A 24,933-nucleotide genomic window follows, 5' to 3' on the forward strand; every position below is an offset into this window, starting at 1 on the left:
TTAGCCCACCGTGCCCTGACCGACCGGAGCGAACTTCGCGGTCTTCGGGTCGTAGCATTCCAGACCGCCTTCGCCGATGTCATGCCAGAGGCCGTGCAAGGTCAGATCGCCGGATTCGACCGCCTGACGTACAAAGGGGAAGGTCATGAGGTTTTCGAGCGAGACCAGAACGGCCTCTTTCTCGAGCTGGCGCATCCGCTTTGCCTGATCCGGTTCGTCCTTGACCCGCTCGTACCCGGGGCGGAGGATATCCATCCAGCGACCGACAAAGCTCGAGGTTTCTTCGAGATGCGGCGCCTCGCCCGAGCACATCTGCATGCAGCCCTGAACGCCGCCGCAGTTGGAATGCCCCAGCACCACCAGATGAGACACCTTCAGCGCCACAACCGCATATTCCAACGCCGCCGATGTACCATGCTGCGCGCCGTCAGGTTCGTAGTGCGGCACGAGGTTGGCAATGTTGCGGTGGATGAAGAATTCCCCCTGATCCGCACCGAAGATCGAGGTCACATGCACCCGTGAATCGCAGCAGGAAACGATCATGGCGCGGGGCCGCTGGCCTTCGTTGGCAAGGCGTTTGTACCAGGCACGGTTCTCGGTATAGGTCGTCGCCCGCCAGCCGTGATAGCGCTGCAGCAGGTAGGCAGGCAGGGGTTTTGCATTCAGCATGGCGTCCTCGTCATCTATGTCGTCCTCGTCCCAAATAGGCTGAATTCGACAGGAATTCGAGAGACATTCTGCCAAGCGCTAAACCTTTTGAAAACCGCAACACGGATAGCTTGGGGAATGCCGTGGGGGCGTGGGATAAAGGATGAAATGGTGGAACAGGTAATGGTGCTTGCACCAAAAGAAAGCGCGCGACTGGATCCGGACCGACTGGATGCGCTGTATTCACAGCTTGGCCCTAATGCCGCCGAGGAAGTGGTTTGCCGTGCGATGGAGGAACTGGCCGTTCGTCTTGGCCATATCGATCAGTTGTTTCGCAAGGGTTCCTGGGAAGACATGCGCAAGAATACGCGCGCGCTGATGGCGATAGCCGAGCAGATCGGGATGATGGGTCTTGCCCGGGTTGGCGGCCATGTGATCGACTGTATCGATGATGCGGACGGAATTGCGCTTGCGGCGACGCTGTCGCGGCTGGCCCGGTTGGGCGAGGGGTCGTTGACCGCGATCTGGGATCTGCAGGATCTTTCGATCTGACCCCCTTGCAGGCGTCGGCGGTCTGGCTAGGGTAGGGCCGATTGCCACAACAGGGTGACTCCCGATGCCATTTACCTTTGCCGCCCCCGATGCCCGGGCCCTGCCGCTGCATGTTCTGGAACCGGACGATCTGGAGGCCTGGACCGCACAGCAGTCCGATTTTGTGCGGGCCTGGATTGGGGCGAGCAGCTTCAAGGCGGCACTTGGCACAGCCCTGATGATCCCGGGGCCGGATGGTACGCCAGATCGCGCTCTGGCTGGTTATGGCAGCGCAAAACAACGGGCGCGCACCCGCTTTGCGCTGGCGGGCGCAGTGGCGCAGCTGGCACCGGGGACCTATCGTATTACCGAAGGCCTGCCGACCGAGGACGCCGCGACCGAGGCGCTGGGTTGGCTTCTGAGTGGCTATGGCTTTGCGCGCTATTCGGGGGCTTTGCCGACCGTGCCTGCGCTTGTTGCACCTGATGGCGTGGATGCGACACGGATCGAGATCCTTGCGAATTCAGAGGCGCTGACCCGTGATCTGATCAACACGCCCGCATCGGACATGGGGCCCGTGGCGCTGGAACAGGCGGCGCGGGATCTGGCAGCGGACTTTGGTGCGCAGATCGCCGTCGCGACGGGCGATGAACTGCTTGAGGCGAATTTCCCGATGATCCATGCGGTTGGTCGCGCCTCGGTTGAGGCACCGCGGCTGATTGACATGCGCTGGGGCACGACCGGTCCGACGCTGACGCTTGTGGGCAAGGGCGTGTGCTTTGACACCGGGGGGCTGAACATCAAGCCGGGCAGTTCGATGGGCCTGATGAAAAAGGACATGGGTGGGGCGGCCAATGTGCTGGGACTTGCCCGGATGATCATGGCGCTTGGCCTCAATCTGCAGCTGCGGGTGCTGATCCCCGCGGTGGAAAACAGCATTTCGGCCAGCAGTTTCCGCCCGCAGGATATCCTGACGTCGCGCAAGGGGCTGACGGTCGAGATCAACAATACCGATGCCGAAGGGCGTCTGGTTCTGGCCGATGCACTGGCCTTTGCGGATGAGGAACAGCCGGATCTGATGATCTCGATGGCGACGCTGACGGGGGCGGCGCGGGTGGCTGTCGGCCCAGACCTTGCGCCGTTTTTCGTGGATGAGGACGCTGTGGCCACGGCGCTGGAGAAATCCGGGCGGCGCACGGCAGATCCGCTTTGGCGACTGCCCTTCTGGGAGCCATACGAGGCGGTGATCGAGCCCGGCATTGCCGATCTTGATAACGCACCTTCTGGCGGGTTCGGCGGGTCGATCACGGCAGCCCTGTTTTTGCGCCGCTTTGTCACGGACACACCGCGGTATGTGCATTTTGACATCTACGGTTGGCAACCCAGCCCCGCGCCGGGGCGGACCAAGGGCGGGTTCCTTCAGGGGCCGCGCGCCATTCTGGATGCCCTGCCATCGCTGCTGAACCTGTGAGCGACCGTCGCCTGACACCGGCCAACACCCGCGTCGCGGCAGAGCATCTGCGCGGTCTGGTCGAGGCCGCGCGCTATGCCGTCGGAACCCCGCGCATGGTGGTCAAGGGCGTTGTCGACCTGTGGCGTGAGCCCGGTGGCGCCCGTGACCGCCAGTTGCTGATGGGGGCCGGGGTCACGGTCTTTGAGGATCACGACGGTTGGTCCTTTGTGCAGGCTGTGGCGGATGGCTATGTCGGATATGTGCCCGAGCAGGCAATCGGGCCGGTGGTCGAAGTGACCCATCGTGTCGACGTGCGGGCGACCCATGCCTACAGCGCGCCCGACCTCAAATCGCCGGAACTGCTGACGCTGAGCTATGGCGCGCGGCTTGCTGTTTTGCCCGCCCCTTTGGGTGGCGATGCGGACAGGGCTGCGCGTTTTGTAGAGACCACGCTGGGGTTCGTGCCGCGGCGGCATCTGGTGCCGGTGTCAGACCTTGCCCTGGACCCCGTTGCCGAGGCGGAGAAGCTGCTGGGGACGCCGTATCTGTGGGGCGGGAACTCTACCTTTGGCATTGATTGTTCCGGTCTGGTCCAAGGCGCGCTGGCGGCCTGTGGGCAGGCCTGTTCGGCGGACAGCGATCTTCAGGAACAGACACTGGGCCGGACCCTGCCGCCGGGGGCGCAGCCCCGCCGGGGCGATGTGCTGTTCTGGAAGGGGCATGTCGGTTGGGTTGCCGGGCCGGATCTGCTGCTTCACGCCAATGCCTATTCCATGTCCGTGGCCTATGAGCCTTTGGCCGATGCTGTGGCCCGGATCGAAAACCAGGGCGACGGTCCCGTGACACGTCATGCCCGCCTGACAGAGGAAGTCACCACATGACCAGCGATCCATTCTTTCACCCGGTGTCCGGGTTCGATCTGCCGCGCTTTGCCGGTATTCCGACCTTCATGCGGCTGCCACATATCGCGCCTGGCGATCCTCGCTTTGGCGAAATCGACGTGGCGATTGTCGGCGTGCCTTGGGACAGCGGCACCACCAACCGCCCCGGGCCGCGTCATGGGCCGCGCCAGTTGCGCGATGCCTCGACCATGATCCGGGCCGAGCATCCCGTCAGCGGCGTGCGCCCGTTTGAGGCGATGGCCTGCGCCGATGTGGGCGATGTGGCGCCGAACCCGGCGGATATTCAGGAGTCGATGAAGCGGATCACGGCGTTTTACGACCAGTTGCTGGATGCCGGTATCATGCCGATGACGGCGGGGGGGGATCACCTGTCGAGCCTGCCGATCCTGCGGTCGCTGGGGCGCAAGGCACCGCTGGGCATGATCCATTTCGACAGCCACACGGACCTGTTCAACAGCTATTTCGGCGGCACGATGTACACCCATGGCACCCCCTTCCGCCGCGCGGTGGAGGAGGGTCTGCTGGACCCAAAACGGGTGGTGCAGATCGGTATCCGGGGCACGGCCTATGATACCGAGGACAAGGATTTCGCCAAATCCGTCGGCATTCGCATCATCACGATCGAGGAATTCCACGACCGTGGCGTTGCCGATGTGATGGCCGAGGCGCGCGAGATCGTTGGGAATGCACCGACATACGTGAGCTATGACATTGATTTCGTTGACCCGACCTTTGCACCCGGCACCGGGACACCCGAAGTGGGTGGGCCGAATTCCTATCAGGCGCTGCAGGTGGTCCGGGCGCTTGACGGGCTGAACATCGTCGGCGCGGATATGGTCGAGGTGTCGCCACCTTTCGACACGTCCGGCGGGACGGCGTTTCTGGGCGTGTCGATCATGTTCGAACTGCTTTGCGTCATGGCCGGGCGCGTCGCGGCTGGGTGAGGGCGTGGCGGATCCGCGCTGTCAGTCGATGGCGCGGATCAGTTTGCGTTCGAGAACCCGGAGGACAAGTTTGAGGTCGTTGCCGCGTTTGAGCACCTGACCATCCATCCCGACGATGGCGTATTGGCCCTGTTTGCTGCGTAGCTTGGGGCGTTTTTCGACCCGGTAGAGCGGGTTTTCCGCCGCGCGGCGGAAGATCGAGAAGACCGCCACTTCCCTGAGGCAGGAGATGCCGTAGTCGCGCCATTCCCCGGCGGCGACCATTTTCCCGTAGAGTCCGAGGATCAGCGACAGTTCCGTGCGGTGAAACGCCACCTGTTCGGGCAGCTGGTGCGGCGCGGGAAAGGGCGTGAGGCTGTTCATTCCCACAGAGTCGCGCCGAATGCGCAGCAAATCAAGTCCTTTCCAAACGGGCCCGGCTGTGCCGGGGCAGATGTCTCGCCAGACGCGCTGGGCGCGTCCGGCTCGGCGCGGGTTGCAGCGTGACGCCGATGTCGGGCGCTGTGCCGGTGGCGCGGTTGGGTGACGGTCGTCATGGCCGCGCTGCTTCTGGGGTTACGCCGAATCGGGGGGCGATATTGTGGTGTCTGGTGGTTGTTTCTGCCATGCCCAAGGTGAGCGCGCAGGGGGCGGAGCGTTCGGAAACCGCATATGGAAGGCGTATGGATTTCGTATGGAAAGCGTATGGCTGGCGTATGGCTGGGCCGGGGCCGGTAAAGTCTTGCGGTCGGGGCGGCATGCGTCCAGAACGCGCCACAACCGGGGGCGCGATACGTAATGACGCCATCCCGGAATCATTGAGCAGATACCGAAGATACAGGATACCCCCGATGCCCCTGCGCCTGAGTGCCGCCCTTGTGCCGTTGATCTTTGCCGGTGCCGCCTTTGCCCTGCCCGGCACGCAAAGCACGGATGTGATGAAGCGTCTGCGGCTGATGACGCAGATCCGGGATACAAGTACCACGCTGGGATCGATGGCGCGGGGCGAGACGACATTTGATGCGGATCATGCCGGACGTCTGGCCAGCAAGCTGAGGGCGGATGTTGCGGCGATCCCGATCCATTTCGAATTTCAGGTCATTGATGCGGGGTCCCGCGCGCGTCCCCTGATCTGGGCGGATTGGTCCGGGTTCGAGGAAGCCGCGGCGCGGACAGAAGCGGCGGCCGCGGCGTTGCGGACCGACACGCCCGAGCAGTTGGGCGCCGGGATCAAGGTGCTGGAGCAGAGTTGCCAGAACTGTCATCGGCGCTATCGGCTGGCCGACTGAGGGCGCAGGTCCGAGTGACCGCAGGGAGAGGCGGTGAATCTCGCGGGTTTGCAATTGGCAGATCCGCGCTCTGGTTCTTTGCCCGGGTTTTGGGCAGTGTGATGCCACCATGTCCCGAAAGGTCCACGCCATGCCGAATTCTGATTATCCGCCGCTAAGCGATGCCGGGTGGCCTGCCAGTCTGGACGGGTTGAAGGGCGGTTTTGCCACCCGGTTGAACGTCTATCGCGTGATGGCGCATCGGCCCGCGCTGCTGAATGCCTGGGCGCCGCTGCGCGACCATCTGGTGGTGCAGACCGCGCTGGGGGCGGAGCTGAGCGAGGTTGCGATTCTGCGCACCGGGCATCGGCTGGGATCGCCCTATGAATGGGCGCATCACGTGGTGCGGTCGCGCAAGATAGGCATGAGCGATGCGCGGATCGGCAGCATTCGTGGCCCGGTCGAGGAGATGGCCGAGGCGGATGCGGTGATCGCGGGGGCGGTGGATGCGCTGTTTGACGATCACCGGATCGGAGAGGAACTGGTGGCGCAGGTCGAGGCATTGGTGGGCAGCGACGGGTTGTTCGACCTGATCGCGACGGTGGGGTTCTATTCGGTGCTGGGCGGAATTCTGAACACAACCGGGACGCCGATCGATGCGGATGTGGCAGCGGCGCTGGAGGCGGACCCGTTTGAGGGCTGAGACTTGAGTACGGGCATGTTTGCAGGTCTGCGGGTTTTCGGACGGAGCTGCATCCGCAGGCCGAAGGAGGGCGAGAATCACGGACGATCTTTGGGGATTTCCGGGAATCGCGCCAAAAACCGAGGCCGTCGCGGTGCACCCCGAGGGTATGGCGGTTGCCGTTACAGATCAGCCGGAATGGGGCATCTGGCGGACCGCGGACTGCGGAAAGGCCGCTTTGGAATGGTTTTATCCGGATTTCCTGAGAGAATCCCCGTCAGCAGGCTCGACAAGACAATATTCACGCGGTATCGAGCGGCTCCTGTAATTCAATGCAACTTCACTCCAGAAAGATGGTCATAACCACATGCAGGTTAGTGTTCGCGACAACAATGTCGATCAAGCCCTTCGGGCTTTGAAGAAAAAGCTCCAGCGTGAAGGCGTTTTCCGTGAGATGCGTCTCAAGGAGCAGTTCGAGAAGCCGTCCGAGAAAAAAGCACGCCAGAAGGCTGAAGCCATCCGTCGTGCCCGCAAGCTGGCGCGCAAGAAACTGGAACGCGAATCCTGAGGCGGATTCTGCTTCGGTGCCCGGTTCGGGCATCTGCGTGAGTTAGGCTCCAGCCCCATTGATTTTGGGCTGTTTGCGTGATTCGGGTTCCATAGGATGCTCACATTCAGGAGCAATCTGTTCGGGCTGACTGAGACGCAGGTGGCATGCCGTTTGCGTTTGTCTGCCCGTGCTTTGTCTGGGTGGCGCAAGCACGTCCTATCGGCCTGATGCCTCTGCGCGGAAACCTCAGAGAAACCTTACAGAAAATGGCAGGCGCCCTCGCTGGCGTGGCCCGCATGACCCGAGGTCGTGGCGACTTGCGCGGGCCATATGGTGCCCGGTGGTGTTGATTTGCTGCTGATGCCTGGCGTTAGAACGACACTGCCCCCGAAGGTTTTACGCGCGTCGGCGTTGTTGCGTCGAAGGCGCTATTTGCAGGACACCTCCTGGCAGGTGTGCAGAATGACCGGCCCATCAATCAAAGCCTCGGCCTGAGCGAAAAAGATTGCGACGGCGGGCGATCCATTGTGCAGCTCCATTGCGGCTGTTGAGGTGAACCGTTCGTATGTCGTGAATACGTTCGGGTCGGACAGGTCCTGCGAAATGAAGAAGCCGATGGTCCCGGGTTCGTTCTTTGCGACATTGTCGGCGACCGCACAGAGGGCATCGCGCAGGGTATCTGCCTGTCCGGCCTTGGCCCGGATGACGGCGGTGATGGTGATCATGATGCTCGAAGGCTCCTTTATGAGACAACAGGCCGACCGCGAATTGCGATCAGCCTGAAGCGGTTCACTTGTTACGCCGAAGCCAGTTCCGGCTGGGCTGTCGCGGCTTTGCCCGTGCCGCCGGTCCAGTCTACGGTTGCCTCGAAAGCCGCTGCCGCTGCGTAGATCGTGCTTTCGCAGTAATCCGCGCCGGTCAGCATCAGACCAACGGGCAGGCCGTCCACCTGACCGCAGGGGATCGACATGGAGGGATGACCGGTCACGTCGAACTGCGAGGTGTTGGCGATCATTTCGAAGGCTTTGGTGATGATTTCGGTGATCGAGGCACCCGGTTCCGGCAATTTGGACGCGGTGATCGGAAGCGTCGGCATCAGCAGAAGATCGTGGTTTGCGAACACGGCGTCATAGCTGGCCTTGACCTTGCGGGCGATGTTCTGTGATTTGGCGTAGTAGCGGCCATTGTAGTGATCGATGCCGTATTGACCGATCAGCATGCTGATCTTGAGGCTTTCCGACAGGTCATCCGCCTTTTCGCGCCAAGCGGCGTGGAAATCCATCAGGCCGACGTCGTAGGCGCCTTTCCAGTTCATGCCCATGCCGTTGCCCTGCATCATCTGCCATTGCAGGCCTTCCAGGGCGATCGGGCCCCAGATGGCGGCGGCCAACAGGTGATCGGGGATCGAGATTTCTTCGACGATGGCACCGAGCTTGCGATAGGTTTCTGCGGCTTCCATCACGGAATCCGCCACGCCGGGCATCATGTTGGCCGCGACAAAGCCTTCTTTCACGACGGCGATCTTCATGCCCTTGACGCCGCGGTCCAGCGACGCGGTGTAGGTGTCGACCTTTGGCGCGTATTGGCGCGGGTCGAGGCCATCAGCGCCGGCCAGCACTTCGAGCAGGAGGGCATTGTCAGCAACCGTGTTGGTCATCGGGCCGGTGTGGTCGATGGTCGACTCGATCGGCATCACGCCGGTATAGGGCACGAGGCCGTGGGTCGGTTTCATCCCGGCAATACCGCAATAAGAGGCGGGCATACGGATGGATCCACCCTGATCGCCGCCAATCGCCATGTCGACGACACCACCGCCGACAAGCGCGGCAGAACCCGACGACGACCCGCCAGCGGAATAGCCTGCTTTGCGCGGATTATGGACCATGCCGGGTTTCGAGGTGTGGCTGCCGCCCGACAGGCAGAAGTATTCGCAGACTGCCTTGCCGTGAATGGTTGCTCCGGCTTCAAGCATGCGTGTGACGATGGTTGCATCTGCGACCGGGACGAACCCGGCGAGCGTGGATGCGCCGTTGGTCATCGGAACGCCGGCAAGTGCGACGTTGTCCTTTAGCGCGACGGTCTTGCCGCTCAGCTTGCCGTCGGGGGCGCCTTTTACTTCGACCTTGCGGGCCCAGGCGCCATAGGGGTTTTCGGCGGCAACAGGCGTGTACCCCGTGGTGCGGGGGAATGCGACGGGCGGGGTAAAGTCGGGTTCGGCATCGACGACGTCATAGGCATCAAAGTTGGCCTGCATCAGGGCGTGGTATTCTGCCGCCTCTGCATCGGTCAGGGTCATCCCCAGGCCTTTGCCGATTTCGATCAGCTGTTCAACGCTTGGTCTTGTCACGGTCATGGTTTCTCTCCTCTGGGACAGTTGGTCATATGATTGCGTCGGGCATCGCTGCCGGGGGCGCCTTCAGGTGCTGCTCATGCCGACGAATTCGGAAATCATTTCCGGGTCTTGCAGGTCTTTTGGCGACATTTCCCCGGTGATCACGCCTTTCTGGATCGTCAGAACGCGACCCGAGAGCGCCGCGATGAATTCGAGGTTCTGTTCCACCAGAACAAGGGACAGCCCCCGTTCCCGAAGCACTTTCAGGGTGTCCACGATCTCTTCGAGAATTGACGGCTGAATGCCTTCGGTCGGTTCGTCCAGCAGCATCAGTTTAGGGCGCGAACACAGGCATCGGGCCAGAGCCAGAAGCTGTTGTTCTCCGCCGGACAAGGCACCGCCGCGGCGGTCCAGAAGGCGGTGCAGCCGGGGGAACAGCGACAGGATTTCCTGCATGAAGGCAGGGTCCTCGACCGTGCTGCCTGCCATGCCCATGCGCAGGTTTTCGTGGACGCTGAGGTCTGGGAAAATCTGACGGCCCTGGGGGACAAGGCCCAGCCCGGCGCGCGAGCGTTTGTGCGGCGACAGTCTGGTGATGTCCTGCCCGTTGAAGCGGACGGTTCCCGAGGTTGCGGGCAGATGTCCCATCAAGGTGTTCATGAGCGTCGTCTTGCCCATGCCGTTGTGGCCAAGAATGCCGAGGAATTCGCCTTCGGCCACGTTCAGCGTCACCCCCATGAGGATCGGAATCTTGCCGTAACCGGAATGCAGAGAGTCGATTTCGAGGATCATGCTGCCAGCCCCTTGCCCAGATAGACGTCGCGGACCCGGGAATCCTGTAGCACCGTGGCGACATCGTCTTCGATCAGGACCGCCCCCTGGTGCAGGACCGTGACGGTCTTGGCGATCATCTTGATGAATTGCATGTCATGTTCGACAACGATCAGGGCGCGTTTCCTGTTGATTTCGAGGATCAGCTCTGCGGTGCGTTCGACTTCGTCATGGGTCATGCCGGCGGCCGGTTCATCAAGCAGGATCAGGTCCGGCTCGCCTGCAAGAACGGTGCCGATTTCGACCCACTGGCGTTGTCCGTGGGCCAGTTGCCCGACCTCGCGTTTGGCGATCCCGGTCAGGCGCAGCTGGGTCAGTATCGCCTCGGCGAGGTCCGTGGCATAGGCCGGGGTGTGTTTGTGACGCGCCGCGATCCACAGGTTTTCTTCGACCGTCAACGCATTGAACACGTTCGGCACCTGGGTCTTGATACCCACGCCCTTGCGGGCGATTTCGTGCGGGAGAGAGCCGGAAATATCCGTGCCCCGCAGGTGAACATGCCCCTCGGATGGGCGCAGCTGGCCGGTCAGGAGTTTGAAGAACGTCGATTTGCCAGCGCCGTTCGGGCCGATCAGGCAGCGCAGTTCCGATTCCCGGAGGGTGAAATCGACCGCGTTCACGGCGGTGACGCCGCCGAAGCGAATGGTCAGGTTGCTGGTCTGGAGAAGGGGCGTTGTCATGCCTTCACCCTTTCGTTCGAAGGGGCGGTTTCGGATTTCTTTGCGGGCAGCCGTGCAAGCACCAGATCGCGCAGGGTGGGTGCGATCCCCTTGGGGACCAGCAGAACGAAGACGATCAGGATCGCACCAAGGATGAAATTCGCGTCCAGCGTCTGTTGTTCGCCAATCGACGTCACCATCCACTGCATCAGCAGGCAACCGATCACCGGCCCGATCAGGGTGCCGCGACCGCCGATGATGACCCAGATGATGATCTGTGCAGAAAGCCCGAGGGCAAAGATCGTCGGGCTGACAAACGCGCCCCAGTTGATGTAAAGCGCCCCGGCAAAGCCTGCGATGGCGCCGCCGATCATGAAGGTGATCAGCTTGTAAAATCGGGGATCATAGCCCAGCAGGGCGGCGCGGGTTTCATTTTCGCGGATGGCGATGATGATCCGTCCGAAGGTGCTGGCAATCAGGACCCGCAGCCCGAGGTAGACGACGATCAGGGCAAGGCCGGTGACGGTCCAGGCCTGTTCGGGGCTGAGGATGTAATCCGGGTTGCCGGGCATGTTGAACGTCGGGATGCCGGGTATCCCGTTGAAGCCGCCCAGACGGGCATTGCCGATCTTGTAGAAATCACCGGCGGTCGAATTGACCATGTTGAACAGGATCAGCGACACGGTCAGGGTGATCACCCCCAGATAGACGTCGCTGACGCCGCCATAGATCATGAAATACCCCAGCAGCGCCGCAAAGATCACCGGGATCAGGATGGCCATTACGATGGCGGGCGTGCTGTCGCTGAAATTGATGGCGGCGATCGCGTAGGCATAGGCCCCAAGCCCGAAGAAAGAGGTCTGACCAAAGCACAGTATCCCGCCGTAGCCCCAGATGAACCCGAGGCTGAGCGCCAGCACCGCCATCGCGGCGAATACGGTGAGCTGCATGATTTGGAACAGGTCGACATAATACGGCGCGGCGATCACTCCGACCGCGACAACGGCGGACCCGATCAGTGCGGCGTTCATTCCTTTTAAGATCTGCATTACAGACGTCCTTTGAAGAACTTGCCGGAAATCCCGGTGGGCAGCATCCGGATCAGAACGACAGCCGCCACGAACAGGATCACTTCGCCAAAGACCGGCGTGGTCAGGAAGGCGGCAATCTGGTTGATGAAGCCGAAAAGCCCGGAGGCCGTGATCAACCCCCACAGAACCGAGGTTCCGCCGCCGACGACGGTGATGAAGGCCTTGGCGATATAGGCGGCGCCCATGGTCGGCACGACGCCCGCGACGGGGGCGAGCAGCCCGCCCGCAAGCCCCGACATGGCCGCGCCCGCGCCAAAGGTTGCCATGTAGACGCGGGCCGGATTGACGCCGAGCGTGGCCGCCATGTCAGGGTTCTGCATGACCGCCCGCGCGATCAGACCGGCGCGGGTGAACTTCATCACGGCCCAGACCGTTGTCATCAGCAAGATCGCCATGAGGGCAAGGAAGGGGGTGTAGAGGCTCGATTGATACTGGCCGACGGAAAAGCCCCCGAGGGGTGAGCCGACGCCGACAATCGTATTGCCGAAGATCATGGTGGTTCCGCCGACAATCACCAGGCTGAGGCCCCATGTGGCCAGCATGGTATCCACCAGCCGGCCATAGAGGAACTGGATCAGGCAGCGTTCGACGAGGACGCCGAACAGCCCGACAAAGACGGGGGCGATGACCAGCATGGCCAGCCAGATATTCACCCCCGCCGAAACCGATAACACCGTGGCATAGGCCCCGAGCATGAGGAATTCCCCATGCGCGAGGTTGATGATTTTCATCATGCCAAAGATCACCGCAAGCCCGGCGCTGATAAGCACAAGAGAGGCAATGCCGCTGATAACGTCCAAACCTACGATGATCGCAATGTCCATATCGGTGTCCTTAGATGTCGATTTCGTACTGGGTGGTGTCAGTCGGGTTCGCTTCGAGGTCGCAAACAGCCGCAGTATCCAGCGGGGCCTGCTGTTCGAAGGTTTCGAGAACCTTCCAGGACTTGTCTTCGACTTCGGCGAGGAAGGCGTTGCGCGTGACGTGGTGGGTCTTGGGATCGATCACGACCTTGCCGCTTGGCCCGTCGAAGGAAATCCCGGTCTCAAGCGCCTCGATGACGGGGATCCGGTCGACCGTTCCGGCCTTTTTGACGCCTTCGGCCCAAAGGTGGACACCCTCATAGCTCGCTGCGGCCAGTTCCGAGATATAGGGCGTCTGTGCGCCGTGCTTGTCCTTGATCGCCTTGACGAAGGCCAGACTTGCGGGGGTCTGAAGCTCTTCGAAATAGCCGTAAGAGCCAAGCACCCCGTTGCTTTCGGCGGCTTCGAGGGTGGCGGGTTCGTTGACCAGACCAAAGGTGGTGGAGGCGATGGGGATTTCACCCTTCAGGCCCGCGGCAGCCCACTGGCGGTAAAAGGCGGTGTGATTGCCCCCGACCATGGCCGAGAGCAACAGGTCGGGCTTGGCCGCCTGAATACGCGAGATCGACGGCCCGAAGTTGGTCACGTCCAGCGGGAAGAAGTCGATCGACAGGACTTCTCCGCCGTTGTCCTGCACGTATTTCTTCATCCATTTCGCGGTGATCTGACCATAGTTGTAGTCCGCCGCGATGATGTAGACCTTCTTACCCCACAGGTTCATTGCATAGGGCACCAGCTTTTCGACGGTCTGGGCCGGAGTCGTTCCGGTGTTGAAGGTGTTGCGGTCGCAGACGCCGCCTTCGTACAGGGTGTTGTAGAAGTAGAGCGTTCTGAACCGGTCAAAGATCGGCCGGATCGCTTCGCGCGAGGCCGAGGTGATGCCGCCGTGGATGACATCGACCTTGTCGCGAACGGCAAGTTGCTGGGCGAACTGGGAATATAGCTGAATGCTGGACTGGGTGTCGTAGCTGACCAGTTCAAGCTCGCGGCCCAGAAGACCGCCGGCGTTGTTCAGCTCTTCCACGGCCAGTTCGGTCGCATATGCCATCGGTTCACCGGTCGCGGCAAGCGGGCCGGCAAGGTCAAGCAGGCTGCCGATCCTGATGGGGCCGTCAGCCGCCTGCGCCATGCTGCCAATCAGTGACGGCGCGGCGAGGGCTGCGCCGCCAATCGCGGTGGTCCGAAGAAAATTACGGCGTGAGAGTGTCATGTTCAGATACCTTTCTGTTGGATGTCTCTAGTTGATCTGAGACTTGTTTTTGGTCTGTCGTTAGTTCCACGAGCCCTGACGGATCACTGCCGGAGCGCGCCCCCGATCTGGGTCAGAGCATTTTCAAATCATGCGCCTGCCCGATGGCGGCGCCGTGGCAATATCCAAGGGCTTTGCTGCCAGATTCCGGCCAACCGGCAGACCAAAGTGGCTGTCAAAGCGGGGGCAGAGGTCATCGGCTGGGGTCTTTCGTTGACCAGGCCAATCCCGCCTTCTTTGGTCGCGACAGTGATGCGCAAGCCTTGGGTGATGCCTTTCAGGTGCTCAATTGTTGGGCGGCTGATCGTCATTTTTGTGTCCATCGAACGAGAAGGCAGCGCGGGTTTCTTCATCCCGGACCGCTGGTCGTTGTTAAGAATTTATGAACCAGCGTTTGACTTACGCTTGTCTCGCCTTGCCAGCTTCTGTGTTGAAACTGCCAAAAGCGGGCCGGACCGGGCCGGGAGCACCGGTTGTCGAAAACCTTGCGCTCTTAAGAATTGGCCGCACTCTTTTCTGGGGGATGTCTGGGCTGAGAAGAGGACGCCATGCTGCAATCAAGTTACATTGACACCGGGACCTGTGGCGCCGGCTTTGACGGCTGGCACAATATGACCTGCAGAAATTTCTCGACGACCGAGTGCGGGATCGCGAAGAAACGCGAATTTACAGGGTCTGTCAGGTCCTGGCGATCCGGTGCGCTCGGGTTTGGGGACGTTGCTGCAAAGTCTGCGGATCGGCACCTGTCACTGGTGCGCAGTGCATCCGATATCCGCATGGATCCGCGCGATCACATCATGGTCTTTCTGTCCCTCAAGGGCAAACTGGGGATGAAGCAATCAGATCGCAGCACGGTATTGGGGCCGGGGGATGTTGCGCTTTATGATCAGGCCGCGCCGTTCACGCTCGACTTTATCGGCGATTCACGTGGGTTGGTCATGGCCGTCGAGAGGTCATTTGTCACCACCCGGCTGGAGGGCGTCGCGGATCTGACTGCCCGCAGGATTTCGGGACAATCCCATGCCGGCAAGTTCACCCAGTCCCTTTTGTCGCGATTTCAGGATTTCGAAAACGAGGGTGATGCCGATATCTCGGCCAAAATGGAATCCTCGGTTCTGGATCTGATTTTCGGGAGCGTTGAACACTGCTTTCGCCCGGATTGCAGTCAGTCCAACGATCATCGCGACAAACAGCTGCGCAAGATCAAGGACTATCTTCTTGGCAATCTTCAGGACACCAATCTGAACCTCGATATGATCTGCGGCATACATGGGGTTTCTCCCCGGTCTCTGAACCGGCTTTTCAGCGCTGAGGGGACAACCCCGATGCGGTGGCTCTGGAAGATGCGGCTTCAGGGGGCGTACCGGGCCATCACCGAAGGTCGCTCGGGCTCGATCACGGACATTGCTTTCGATTTCGGGTTCAGCGACGCGTCGCATTTCAGCCAGGCCTTCAAACGCGAATTCGGGCGATCACCCAGTTCAATCCTGCTGCGAAGCTGACACTGCGATGTCCGTGCGAGCATCTTCTGCGGTATCACGCTGAAACTGGCGGCCCAGGACCTGACGCTCGAAGCGGTCGGGCGCGAAATCCCTGCGGCCAGATGGCAGCCGCCTGCGCGCCCTCCCGGCACGCCATTGAACCGGCGCGCATCCGTTTCTGGGGCAAGCAGACCCGGGCGAGCGGGGCCGGGCTTTTGATCCCGGGGATCCGGACGCAACGTCAGAGTGCGCCCGACTCAGGTGTTCGTGACTGTCTTCCAAAAATCTTAACAGACTGCCTTTAAGCCGAGGTGAATGGTTGTTCCCAAAGGCTCTGCAAATGAACATTCTTGGAAAAATCGGTGTGGGTGGGCGTTTGTGCGTTCTGGTCGCTCTTTCAATAGCGGGGCTGTTTGCCCTGCAGAAAAACTCGATCGCGACGTTCCACGCGGCCTCGGTCGAGCTAAAAGAGACTGAGCTCACTCATTTGACTGATCTCGCGATGTCCATTGTCAAAGAATACCACACTCTGTCTGAGACTGGACAGCTGTCTGTCGAAGAAGCGCAGACGCAGGCTTTGGCTGTCCTGGAAGGGCTTCGCTACGAAGGTAACAACTATTTCTGGATCAATGACAGGGATGCCGTTGTGCTCATGCACGGAGCCAAAGCATCTTTGGTCGGTAATAACATGATGGGTTTCAAAGATCCAAACGGCACCTTCATTTTCAAAGAAATGGTTGAGGGCACGAAAGATGGTACACCGGCAACAGTCGCATACCAATGGGCCGCGCCCGGTGCCGCCGAAGGCGATCCGCCTGTCGACAAGTTATCTGTTGTCCAGCCGTTCGTTCCCTGGGGCTGGGTTGTCGGGACAGGTGCCTATCTTACGAGTATCGAAGCGGCGCAGGTTGCAATCGACTCGGAACTCAACAAGCTCCTGATGATGATTTCTGCGGCACTTCTTGGTTTCGCAGCTTTGATTACCTACAGCGTCACACGGCCTATTCAGCGTCTCACCACGCGTATGTCAGATCTTTCCGAGGGTGATCTGGATAGTGCGGTGCCCTATAGCAAAGACAAGACGGTCTTTGGCAAGATCTCCCGCGCGCTTGAGGTTTTTCGCACCGGCCTGATCGAGCGTGCTGCCATGCAAGAGCGGCAAAAAGACGAAGCGACCGAACGCGAAATCCGCGCAGCGGAGCAAAACAGAGTGGTCGAAACGCTTGGCCTGGGACTGAAAAAACTCGCAGAAGGCAATCTGGGTGATGATCTCTCCGCAGCTTTTCCGCAAGAGTATGAAAAGCTCAGAGAAGATTTCAACAAAGCCCTGGGGTCACTGAGGGACACGATTGGCGTCGTTGCGAACAATGCGGAAACAATCAGAAACGAGACCAATGACATTGCATCTGCAGCCGATGATTTGTCGCGGCGTACTGAAACACAAGCCGCAACCCTCGAAGAGACGGCCGCAGCGCTTGATCAGCTGACAGTATCGGTGAGCGCAGCTGCGGAAAGCGCGGATGAAGCGTCAAAAATGTCCTCAGAGGCCAAGCACAACGCCGAAAATGGCGGGGCTGTCGCAGCCAAAGCCATTGGCGCCATGGAAAGCATTAAGAATTCCTCGCGTGAAATATCAAAGATCACGAATGTCATCGACGATATTGCCTTTCAGACCAATCTGCTGGCTTTGAATGCGGGTGTTGAAGCGGCAAGGGCCGGGGATGCTGGTCGTGGGTTCGCGGTCGTTGCGGCAGAAGTGAGAGCGCTCGCACAAAGGTCATCCGGAGCGGCTCAGGAAATCCGCGCCTTGATCTTAAATTCCGGCGAACAGGTGGATAATGGTGGCGAGCTGGTTGGACAGACAGGAAAAGCCCTGAAAGCAATTCTGGATTCGGTAACTGTCATCTTTGAGCGCATTTCTACTATCGCCAAACCCGCACGGGAACAATCTGGTGGTATCAGTGAAATCAATACGGCAATCAATGAACTGGACCGCGTTACACAGCAGAATGCTGCCATGTTCGAAGAAACGACTGCTGCGAGTCATGCCCTGACACAGGAAGCGAATTCTCTGGTGGCGGCAGTGACGCGTTTCTCTCTGGAGCGCTCGGCAGCGGGTGCGCAGATGTCCAATGTGTCAAACAACGAGTTTGGGGAGCGCCAAGTTTCAGCGGACGCGAGAAATTGGGAAGAACCGGTGCCTGCGAAGAGAAAACAGGCATAAGTGTTTTGTCCCACGATTCTATGGGACCTGGACCTTTGTGTTTCATGAGGACGACATAGCGTTCCCCAGGCGACCCGCGCCTTGAAGCTGGTCATAGCCTTTTGTGCAGCGGCAAAGGGCTGCATCCATAACGCCCCCTTTCGCAATTGTGCTGCCTGTGACCCGGCCGGGCACTGGATCAGTGGCAGCCAATTTTGTTGGCGCGATTAGAAGAAGATCCTGCGCCAGCATGGGTTCCGCTGCCCATGTGTGGCAAGGGTACATTCATGAGACCGCAGCGGTCGGGACCTTGTTCAAGACCATCGGGGCTGAACTCATCTGGCGAGATTTTTTGGGACACGTGGTGGCCAACTGAAATGCCGCGCCGCCTCAGGCATCGGCGGCGCCCACAATCTTTTTCAGGATCAAGTCGTCGATTGTGTTTTGATCCAGCCCAAGCTTTTCGCGCAATATATCGCGAGAGTTCTCACCCAGCAGGGCGGGGGCGGCTGAGGTATCGGGGCCCTGACCGTCAAAAAGCATCGGGCTGCGCACGAGTTTCAGGTCGCCGACCTGCGGATGTGTCACCGTTTCGATCATGTTGCGGGCAGAGACGTGCGGCTGTTCCAGCGCTTCGGCAATACTGAGGATCGGGGCATTCGGGACGTCGAACTCTGACAAACGCTCCAGCCAGTACTGGGTCGTGTTCCCCGCCATCCGCGCGCAGATCTCTTGTTCAAGGGCGTCGCGGTTGGCAAGCCGCTGTTCATAAACGGCAAAGCGCGGGTCCGTGATCAGGTTTTCCAGATCCAGACAGCGTGCGAAATTATGCCAGAACCTTTCTGTCAGGCAGGCCACGATGACATGCCCGTCCGCGGTCGGAAATGATCCGTAGGGGACGATGCTGGGATGGCGGGTGCCGACGGGCTGTGGGTCCTGCCCCGAGACAAAGTAGATCTGCGACAGATACCCCTGCATGGCGATGAGGCTGTCCAGCATGGCGATTTCGACATGGCGGCCCTGGCCGGTCTGATTGCGTTCGTGCAGCGCGGCGAGGATGCCGAACACGGAAAAGATGCTGCCGGACATGTCGCCCAGCGGCAGGCTCAGTTTGTTGGGGGCCTGACCGGGTTCGCGGTTCATGTGCATGACGCCGGAGAGCGCCTGCGCGACGATATCAAACGCCGGTTTGTCGCCGTGCGGGCTGTTGGCGCCAAACCCGCTGATCGAACAATAGATCAGGCCCGGATTTTCCGCCCGCAGTGCATCATAGCCAAGCGCGAGACGGTCCATGACACCGGGGCGGAAGTTTTCCAGAACGATGTCGCACTGCGCGGCGAGTTCACGGGCGATCTCGGCACCCTCAGGCGATTTCAGATCGAGGCTGAGGCTTTGCTTGCTGCGATTGAGGGCGATGTAATAATGGCTCATTCCCGCCTGAAACGGCGGAAAGTTGCGGGTTTCATCGCCGGTTTCAATCGGCTCGATCTTGATGATTTCGGCGCCGAGGTCTGCAAGAACCATGCTGGCATAGGGGCCGGACAGGATGCGCGAAAAATCAAGCACCTTGATGCCGGACAGGGGGCCTTTGCGCGGGGATGTCTGCGTTTCAGTCATTGGATGTTCCTGCAGTTTTCGAAATTTTCATGACGGCGGTGGCGTTTGCGACCTGTTTGTCGCCGCAGGTGATATCGGCGTCCACAAACATCAGACTGCGGGTCGCGTGACGGATGCTGGCGCGTGCCTCAAGGAAATCACCGGCCTTTGCGGAGTCAAGGAACCGGGTATCCATCTGCACGGTGACCGATGGGCGGCGGTCCGCGGCGTACCAGGCCTCCATCGCGATGACCTGATCCAGCAGACTGGTCAGCACACCGCCGTGAATGATGCCGATCGGGTTCCTGTGCGTGTCATTGGTCTGCAGCCCGTAAAGGTTGCGCGCCTCTGGTCGGGTCGATCGCAGAAGCGGGCCGATCAGCCCGAGGAATCCGTCTATCTTCAATTCCCGCCAATCTGCGGGGGAGGTATCAGGTTGCGTCACGGTCAGCTCCCGGTGTCGATTTGTGATGTCTGGATGTCGTCCCGGATCGCCATCATCGCCTTGGCGAGCTTTGGGATTTCCTTGTTCCGAAGGCGTTCGGTGATGCCAAGCGCGACAAGCGAGCGTGTCATTCGCCCGTCAGTGCCAAAGACCGGGACGGCCACAACCGTCACGCCGGAAATGTAGATGCCCGGGTCGACGGCATAGCCACGTTCGCGCGTCTCAGAAACCTGAAGTGACCAGTCTTCGAATGCGGGTGGGTGGTCCCATTTCAGTTTCTGGAACTCGGCCCGCAGGGTGTTTTCGGGCAGATTATTATAGGCGGCAAGCAGACGGCCGGTCGCGCTGATCAGGGCGGGGAAGCGGCTGCCCAGATCGACCTGGAGCCGGAAAGGGGTGCTGGATTGCGCCAGCGCCACCACAACCATCTGGCGCGGTTCGGCCAGCTGGGTTGCGATGCTTGTGACGTCAAATTTGTTGGACAGTGCCGACAGGTGAGGCTGCACCACCGATGAGAAGGTGTTGCGCTGTAGCGCCGCGCGGGCCAGCGGCAGGATACCGATTCCGATCGAGTACTGTTTCGTATTCGAATCAAAATCTACCAGCCCTTCGTCCTGCAGAACCCGCAGAATGTGCAGGCAGGTGCTGGGCACCAGTCCCAGACCCCGGGCAATTGGATTGACCCCGACAGGGTCGGGCGAGCGTGCCAGAAACCTCAGGATTGCAAGGGCGCGGGTGACGGCTGGCACCTGCCTTTTGGTCGTTGTCTTGTCTTCTTCGGCGGTCATTTCAGCCCCCTCGCTGCACGGTATTTGTTGTACAGATACAATAATATAACCATATTGACAATACTTGGCGATAATCCCTACCCTTGTCAACGAAGCCGCCGGTCAGATCGGATGACCTGTTGATCGAGATTTGGGAGGAGATCGAAATGACGCGCCTGACAGAATTCACGTCCTATGCGGATGCACAGACGCATTTTTCCAAGGACGGGCTCTGGCAGTTGTTCGACGGGACGCGCGACCATTTCAACATCGCACATGAATGCATCGACCGGCACGTGGATGGCGACAATGTCGCGCTGCGGGTGGCCCATGCAGACGGGGCGGACGAGGTCATTACCTTTGAAGAGATTTCACGCCGGTCGTCACAGATCGCGCATTACCTGACAGGCCGGGGCATTGCCAAAGGCGATCGGGTCGCGGTGATGATCGAGCCGTCGCTGCCGTTCTATTGCGTGCTGTTCGGGGTGATCAAGGCCGGGGCGGTTGCAGTGCCGATGTTCTCGCTGTTCGGGCCGGACGGGATCCGTCTGCGGGTCGGCGATTGCAAGCCAGAGATATTCTTTACCAATTCCGAAAAGGCATCGGACGCGACCGAGGGCGGCGCCAAGAATGTGGTCGTGGTGGATCAAGCGTTTCTGGACGGGCTGAACGATCTGCCCGCAACCTTTGACTGGACGACATCGGGCCGCGACCTTGCGGTGCTGCAATATACATCCGGCACGACGCGCGCGCTGCCCGCCGCCGTCAAGCACAGCCAGCAGTCCATCGTGACGCTGATGGTTGCCGCGCTTTATGCGACCGGGATCCGCCCCGGCGACCGGTTCTTTTGCCCGTCGTCGCCGGCCTGGGGCCATGGATTGTGGCACGGCACACTGGCGCCGCTGGCGATGGGTGTTTCGACGGGGACGTTCAGCGGACGGTTCGACGCGGTGCGCCTGCTGAAGGCATTGCAGGATTTCCGCATCACCAACCTGACTGCCGCCGCCACCCATTACCGGATGATGCGCAACACCGGCGAGGCCGAGAATTTCAACTATGTCTTCGAAAAGCTGAGCTTTACCGGCGAGCCGATTGACACCGAGACTGCCAATTATGTCGAACGTGTCTTTGGCACCAAGGTCCGGTCGATGTACGGCACGACCGAGATCGGGGTGATCATCTCGAATTATCCCGGTGCGGATGATCTTGAGGTGCGCGACGGTGCCATGGGCAAGGCCGTGCCCGGTGTCGAGGTCGAGGTGCAGCGCCCCGATGGTACACCCGCCGACCCCGATGAAACCGGCGAATTGATGGTCAAGAAGCACGGCGAGTGGTTTCCCACCAAGGATCTGGGGCGCGTCGATGCCGACGGCTATTTCTATCACGGTGGGCGGGCTGACGACGTGATCATCTCGGCCGGTTGGACCATTGGCGCGGTCGAGGTTGAAGATGCGGTCCTAAGCCATCCGGCTGTGGCCGAATGTGCCGTCATCGGTGCGCCCGACCCGGTGCGCGGGCTGGTGGTCAAGGCCTACATCATCCTCAAGTCGCCCGAGACCGAGGGCCTGACGAAAAGCATTCAGGATCACGTGCGCGCGCGGCTGGCGCGGCACGAATACCCCCGCCAGATCGAATTTGTCACCGAGCTGCCCAAGACACCTGCCGGCAAGGTGAACCGAAAAATCCTTCGCGACCAGCAGGCCGCAAAGCGAGAAGCAGCGGAGTAATCCGCCCCGCGTATAGAACATTCAAGGAGGACACGATGAACGAAATGACCCGAAAATTCCCGAAGATCACGCCAGAGGGCGTGGAGGAGCTGCGCAAGCGCGTCGGCGTGAAGATCGAAAAGACGGTCGAGCCGTGGTGCTATGAAGCGACCCGCGACAACATCCGCCACTACGCCCACGGTATCGGCGATGACAACCCGCTGTGGTGTGACCCGGAATACGCCAAGACCACCAAATACGGTGACGTTCTGGCGCTGCCCAGCTTCCTGTTTTCCACCAGCCGGATCATTTCGGGCTATGTCGGCGGTCTGCCGGGCGTGCACGCAATGTGGTCGGGCGCGAACTGGACATGGCACAAGCCGATCCTGCGCAACACCGAGTTCCGCACCGAGGCGTATCTCAAAGACCTGATCGAGCATGATACGCGTTTTGCCGGCAAGGCGATCCAGCAGATCTATCATGTTGATTTCTTTGACGCGAACACCGGCGAGATGCTGGCCGAGGCCGACAGCTGGTGTTTCCGCACCGACCGCGACCAAGCCCGCGAAAACGGTACGAAATACACCGAAGCCAAGGAAAAAGGCCGCAAGGTCTATACCCAGGAAGAGCTTGATAAATACTACAAGTATTACGAGCAGGAAACGGTGCGCGGCGCCGAGACCCGGTATTGGGATGACGTGACCGAAGGCGAAGAGCTGCCCACCATGGTCAAGGGTCCGATGACGGCCACTGGTTTCATCTGCTACGCGCAGGGTTGGGGCGGGTTGTACATTCGTGCCAACAAGCTGGCCTGGCAGTTGCAGCAGAAGCACCCGAGCGCCGGCATCAAGAACAAGTTCGGCATTCCCGACTGCCCCGAGCGGGTGCACTGGGAAGAGGAGTTCGCGCTGGAGGTCGGCGCACCGGGTGCCTATGACTATGGTCCGGAACGCACCTCGTGGCTGACGCATCAGATCACCAACTGGATGGGCGATGATGGTTTCCTTGCACAGGCCAAATGTCAGGTCCGCCGTCACAATCCCGAAGGCGACATTATCCTGATCAACGGCACAGTGACTCGGAAATACGAGGAAAACGGCCGCTACCTGTTGGAAATCCAGCAGCGCGCGGAACAGCAGGATGGCGAAATGTCTGCTGTCGGATCTGCAATCGTAGAGCTGCCCAAGCGCTAGGGGAGCTTTGCGTCAACCGCTGGGGAGGCGAGGTTGAACGTACTGGATAAACTATTGTCGAAACTCGAGGATACCCTGCATCTTGGCGGGTGCCTCGCTCTTGTCGCGGTGGCTGTGCTGATCAATGGGGACATCCTGCTCAGGCTGTTCTTCAACGAACCAGTGCAGATCCAGTTCGAACTGACCGAACTCTACCTGATGCCCGCCCTGGCAACACTGTCCCTCTCGCGCGTTTTTCGCGACGGGGGGCACCTTGCGCTGGATTTCGGTCCGGAAACCTTGCCGGGCGTGTTCGGCAAGGTCGTCGCGCTTGGTCGACTGCTTCTGCCGGCGGTGTTCTTTGCCGCCGTCACCTATATGTCCGGAAAATTTGCCCTGAAGGCCTTTACCAACAATGAGGTCGAATACGGGGTTCTCGACTGGCCGCTCGGGTGGGCCTATGCCGTCGTTCCCCTGGGGTGCGGCGTGCTGGTCCTGCGGCTGATCCACGATGCCTTTGTGGTGCGCGCGGATCACACCTGAAACAACAACTCTGGGAGGAGAAAACATGACACCGATGAATAAAATGGTTTCGACTTTTGTCGGCGCGCTGGCGCTGGGATTTGGGCCTGTTCACGCGGAAACGCTGCGTCTGGGGGATTTTCAGTCCACCAGCCACATCGTTTCTGTCGAGGGAACGGCAAAGTGGATGGCCGCCGTCGAAGAAGCCACCGGGGGTGAGATCAGCTTTGAACACTTCCCGTCGCAGCAGGCCGCAAAGTCTGCGGCGCAGCTGGACGCTGTGAACAACGGCATTCTGGACGCCGCACTGTTGGGTGCAATCTACCACGCTGAATCGCTGCCGCTGAACTCTGTTGTCGGTCTTCCGGGCTTTTACGGATCAGCCGTGCAGGGTACCAAAGCGCTGCAGACCATGTTGGAAGAGGGGCCGCTGCGCGACGAATTCCTGGCGGCCGGTGTCACCCCGATCTTTGGTTTCGTGTTGCCGCCCTATCAGGTTCTGGCCAAGAAACGTCTGGGCATGCCTGCCGATTGGGACGCGCTGGACGTGCGTACATCCGGGTCAACTCAGGCCATGACGGCGCGGGCGCTTGGCGCTGTCGGAATTTCGATCCCCGGGCCCGAAGTCTATACCGCCATCGAACGCGGTCGTCTTGATGCGGTGCTTTTCCCGCTGGCCTCTGTCCCCGGCTACAAGCTGAACGAAGTGGTCAGCCACATTTCGACCAACGGGTCGTTTGGCGGCTACAGCTTTGTCATGGTGCTGGGCAACAGCGTGTTCGACGGTCTTTCGGATGACGTGAAGGCGGAAATGATCCGTCTGGGCGGCGAAACCGCGACCCATGTTGCGCAGGCGCAGGATGCTTCGGTCAGTGACCTTATCGTGGAATGGCAGGCGGAGGGGATCGACACTTACGAATTCACCGATGCCGAACTGGACACGATCAGGGATGCCCTGACGGCCGTCAACACGGACTGGGCCGAACGTATCAACAACGACCAGGCCGCGGAAATTCTTGAGACTTATCGCAAGCTGACAAGCGAATAAGGCGCGTTTCC

26 protein-coding genes are annotated in these 24,933 nt (G+C 60.4%); 13 read left to right on the plus strand and 13 right to left on the minus strand.

What is annotated here, in order from left to right; all coding sequences use genetic code 11:
- Complete coding sequence (locus CHB75_RS03130; protein ID WP_089269075.1) at positions 1–669, minus strand: carbonic anhydrase; 669 nt, start codon at positions 667–669, stop codon at positions 1–3.
- A gap of 147 nt (positions 670–816) precedes the next feature.
- On the opposite strand from CHB75_RS03130, the gene CHB75_RS03135 reads away from it, so the two are divergent.
- The 4 genes from CHB75_RS03135 (at position 817) to speB (ending at position 4,478) form a co-directional block, all read left to right on the plus strand.
- Entirely contained in the window at positions 817–1,200 is a 384-nt protein-coding gene (locus CHB75_RS03135) for a hypothetical protein (protein WP_089269076.1), read from the plus strand.
- Positions 1,201–1,264: 64 nt separating this feature from the next.
- Positions 1,265–2,650 carry a leucyl aminopeptidase family protein gene (locus tag CHB75_RS03140; protein WP_089269077.1) on the plus strand — a complete coding sequence of 462 codons (1,386 nt, stop codon included), beginning with the start codon at positions 1,265–1,267 and terminating at the stop codon, positions 2,648–2,650.
- Positions 2,647–3,513 (plus strand): C40 family peptidase, encoded by an 867-nt coding sequence (locus CHB75_RS03145; protein ID WP_089269078.1) that lies wholly within the window; start codon positions 2,647–2,649, stop codon positions 3,511–3,513. Before CHB75_RS03140 ends, CHB75_RS03145 begins: the two co-directional genes overlap by 4 nt.
- A complete protein-coding gene (speB, locus tag CHB75_RS03150) occupies positions 3,510–4,478 on the plus strand; it encodes an agmatinase (RefSeq protein ID WP_089269079.1) in 969 nt (322 codons plus the stop codon). Before CHB75_RS03145 ends, speB begins: the two co-directional genes overlap by 4 nt.
- Before the next feature lie 21 nt (positions 4,479–4,499).
- On the opposite strand, the gene CHB75_RS03155 is transcribed toward speB, so the two are convergent.
- Positions 4,500–4,841, minus strand: coding sequence for a DUF2794 domain-containing protein (locus CHB75_RS03155; protein WP_089269302.1), 342 nt, complete (start codon positions 4,839–4,841; stop codon positions 4,500–4,502).
- A gap of 467 nt (positions 4,842–5,308) precedes the next feature.
- Between CHB75_RS03155 and CHB75_RS21590 the strand changes: the two genes are divergently transcribed.
- The 3 genes from CHB75_RS21590 (at position 5,309) to rpsU (ending at position 6,975) form a co-directional block, all read left to right on the plus strand.
- Positions 5,309–5,746, plus strand: coding sequence for a c-type cytochrome (locus CHB75_RS21590; RefSeq protein WP_176439047.1), 438 nt, complete (start codon positions 5,309–5,311; stop codon positions 5,744–5,746).
- Positions 5,747–5,876: 130 nt separating this feature from the next.
- Positions 5,877–6,428, plus strand: a complete 552-nt coding sequence (locus CHB75_RS03165; protein WP_089269081.1) for a carboxymuconolactone decarboxylase family protein — start codon at positions 5,877–5,879, stop codon at positions 6,426–6,428.
- A 346-nt stretch (positions 6,429–6,774) separates the two neighbouring features.
- On the plus strand, positions 6,775–6,975 hold the full coding sequence (gene rpsU / locus CHB75_RS03170; RefSeq protein ID WP_089269082.1) for a 30S ribosomal protein S21: 201 nt from the start codon (positions 6,775–6,777) through the stop codon (positions 6,973–6,975).
- 410 nt (positions 6,976–7,385) lie between these two features.
- Here the strand turns inward: rpsU and CHB75_RS03175 are convergent, their stop codons facing one another.
- The 8 genes from CHB75_RS03175 to CHB75_RS21255 all read right to left on the minus strand — a co-directional run bounded on the left by CHB75_RS03175 (position 7,386) and on the right by CHB75_RS21255 (position 14,293).
- Positions 7,386–7,682 (minus strand): putative quinol monooxygenase, encoded by a 297-nt coding sequence (locus CHB75_RS03175; protein ID WP_089269083.1) that lies wholly within the window; start codon positions 7,680–7,682, stop codon positions 7,386–7,388.
- A 71-nt stretch (positions 7,683–7,753) separates the two neighbouring features.
- Complete coding sequence (locus tag CHB75_RS03180; protein ID WP_089269084.1) at positions 7,754–9,310, minus strand: amidase; 1,557 nt, start codon at positions 9,308–9,310, stop codon at positions 7,754–7,756.
- 63 nt (positions 9,311–9,373) lie between these two features.
- Positions 9,374–10,081, minus strand: a complete 708-nt coding sequence (locus CHB75_RS21945; protein ID WP_089269085.1) for an ABC transporter ATP-binding protein — start codon at positions 10,079–10,081, stop codon at positions 9,374–9,376.
- On the minus strand, positions 10,078–10,800 hold the full coding sequence (locus tag CHB75_RS03190) for an ATP-binding cassette domain-containing protein (protein ID WP_089269086.1): 723 nt from the start codon (positions 10,798–10,800) through the stop codon (positions 10,078–10,080). Before CHB75_RS03190 ends, CHB75_RS21945 begins: the two co-directional genes overlap by 4 nt.
- A complete protein-coding gene (locus CHB75_RS03195; RefSeq protein ID WP_217898757.1) occupies positions 10,797–11,828 on the minus strand; it encodes a branched-chain amino acid ABC transporter permease in 1,032 nt (343 codons plus the stop codon). The genes CHB75_RS03190 and CHB75_RS03195 overlap by 4 nt, the downstream gene beginning before the upstream one ends.
- The gene (locus CHB75_RS03200) at positions 11,828–12,694 is read right to left on the minus strand and encodes an ABC transporter permease subunit (RefSeq protein ID WP_089269087.1); all 867 of its coding nucleotides are present in this window, start codon (positions 12,692–12,694) and stop codon (positions 11,828–11,830) included. Before CHB75_RS03200 ends, CHB75_RS03195 begins: the two co-directional genes overlap by 1 nt.
- A 10-nt stretch (positions 12,695–12,704) precedes the next feature.
- On the minus strand, positions 12,705–13,943 hold the full coding sequence (locus tag CHB75_RS03205) for an urea ABC transporter substrate-binding protein (protein WP_089269088.1): 1,239 nt from the start codon (positions 13,941–13,943) through the stop codon (positions 12,705–12,707).
- A gap of 128 nt (positions 13,944–14,071) precedes the next feature.
- Positions 14,072–14,293 carry a hypothetical protein gene (locus CHB75_RS21255; protein WP_141135069.1) on the minus strand — a complete coding sequence of 74 codons (222 nt, stop codon included), beginning with the start codon at positions 14,291–14,293 and terminating at the stop codon, positions 14,072–14,074.
- A 300-nt stretch (positions 14,294–14,593) separates the two neighbouring features.
- On the opposite strand from CHB75_RS21255, the gene CHB75_RS03210 reads away from it, so the two are divergent.
- Both CHB75_RS03210 and CHB75_RS03215 read left to right on the plus strand, forming a co-directional pair.
- Positions 14,594–15,484: a helix-turn-helix domain-containing protein gene (locus CHB75_RS03210; protein WP_245840690.1), complete on the plus strand. Its 891-nt coding sequence runs from the start codon at positions 14,594–14,596 to the stop codon at positions 15,482–15,484.
- Positions 15,485–15,803: 319 nt separating this feature from the next.
- On the plus strand, positions 15,804–17,687 hold the full coding sequence (locus CHB75_RS03215; protein WP_089269090.1) for a methyl-accepting chemotaxis protein: 1,884 nt from the start codon (positions 15,804–15,806) through the stop codon (positions 17,685–17,687).
- 369 nt (positions 17,688–18,056) lie between these two features.
- Here CHB75_RS03215 and CHB75_RS03220 read toward each other — a convergent pair whose 3' ends face one another.
- Genes CHB75_RS03220 through CHB75_RS03230 form a run of 3 tightly spaced genes read right to left on the minus strand, consistent with a single transcriptional unit; the run spans position 18,057 to position 20,495 of the window.
- Positions 18,057–19,283, minus strand: a complete 1,227-nt coding sequence (locus tag CHB75_RS03220; RefSeq protein ID WP_089269091.1) for a CaiB/BaiF CoA transferase family protein — start codon at positions 19,281–19,283, stop codon at positions 18,057–18,059.
- Positions 19,276–19,707 (minus strand): PaaI family thioesterase, encoded by a 432-nt coding sequence (locus CHB75_RS03225; RefSeq protein ID WP_089269092.1) that lies wholly within the window; start codon positions 19,705–19,707, stop codon positions 19,276–19,278. The genes CHB75_RS03220 and CHB75_RS03225 overlap by 8 nt, the downstream gene beginning before the upstream one ends.
- A gap of 2 nt (positions 19,708–19,709) precedes the next feature.
- Positions 19,710–20,495 carry an IclR family transcriptional regulator gene (locus CHB75_RS03230; protein WP_089269093.1) on the minus strand — a complete coding sequence of 262 codons (786 nt, stop codon included), beginning with the start codon at positions 20,493–20,495 and terminating at the stop codon, positions 19,710–19,712.
- Positions 20,496–20,641: 146 nt separating this feature from the next.
- Here CHB75_RS03230 and CHB75_RS03235 point away from each other — a divergent pair, with 146 nt between their 5' ends.
- The 4 genes from CHB75_RS03235 to CHB75_RS03250 are packed head-to-tail and all read left to right on the plus strand — an operon-like array spanning position 20,642 to position 24,922.
- Complete coding sequence (locus tag CHB75_RS03235; protein ID WP_089269304.1) at positions 20,642–22,201, plus strand: acetate--CoA ligase; 1,560 nt, start codon at positions 20,642–20,644, stop codon at positions 22,199–22,201.
- Positions 22,202–22,236: 35 nt separating this feature from the next.
- Positions 22,237–23,373: an FAS1-like dehydratase domain-containing protein gene (locus tag CHB75_RS03240; protein ID WP_089269094.1), complete on the plus strand. Its 1,137-nt coding sequence runs from the start codon at positions 22,237–22,239 to the stop codon at positions 23,371–23,373.
- Between the two features lie 33 nt (positions 23,374–23,406).
- Positions 23,407–23,895 (plus strand): TRAP transporter small permease, encoded by a 489-nt coding sequence (locus tag CHB75_RS03245; RefSeq protein WP_217898758.1) that lies wholly within the window; start codon positions 23,407–23,409, stop codon positions 23,893–23,895.
- 25 nt (positions 23,896–23,920) lie between these two features.
- A complete protein-coding gene (locus CHB75_RS03250) occupies positions 23,921–24,922 on the plus strand; it encodes a TRAP transporter substrate-binding protein (protein WP_245840649.1) in 1,002 nt (333 codons plus the stop codon).
- Positions 24,923–24,933 lie beyond the last annotated feature (11 nt).

Source organism: Puniceibacterium sediminis, from assembly GCF_900188035.1.
Lineage (GTDB): Bacteria > Pseudomonadota > Alphaproteobacteria > Rhodobacterales > Rhodobacteraceae > Puniceibacterium > Puniceibacterium sediminis.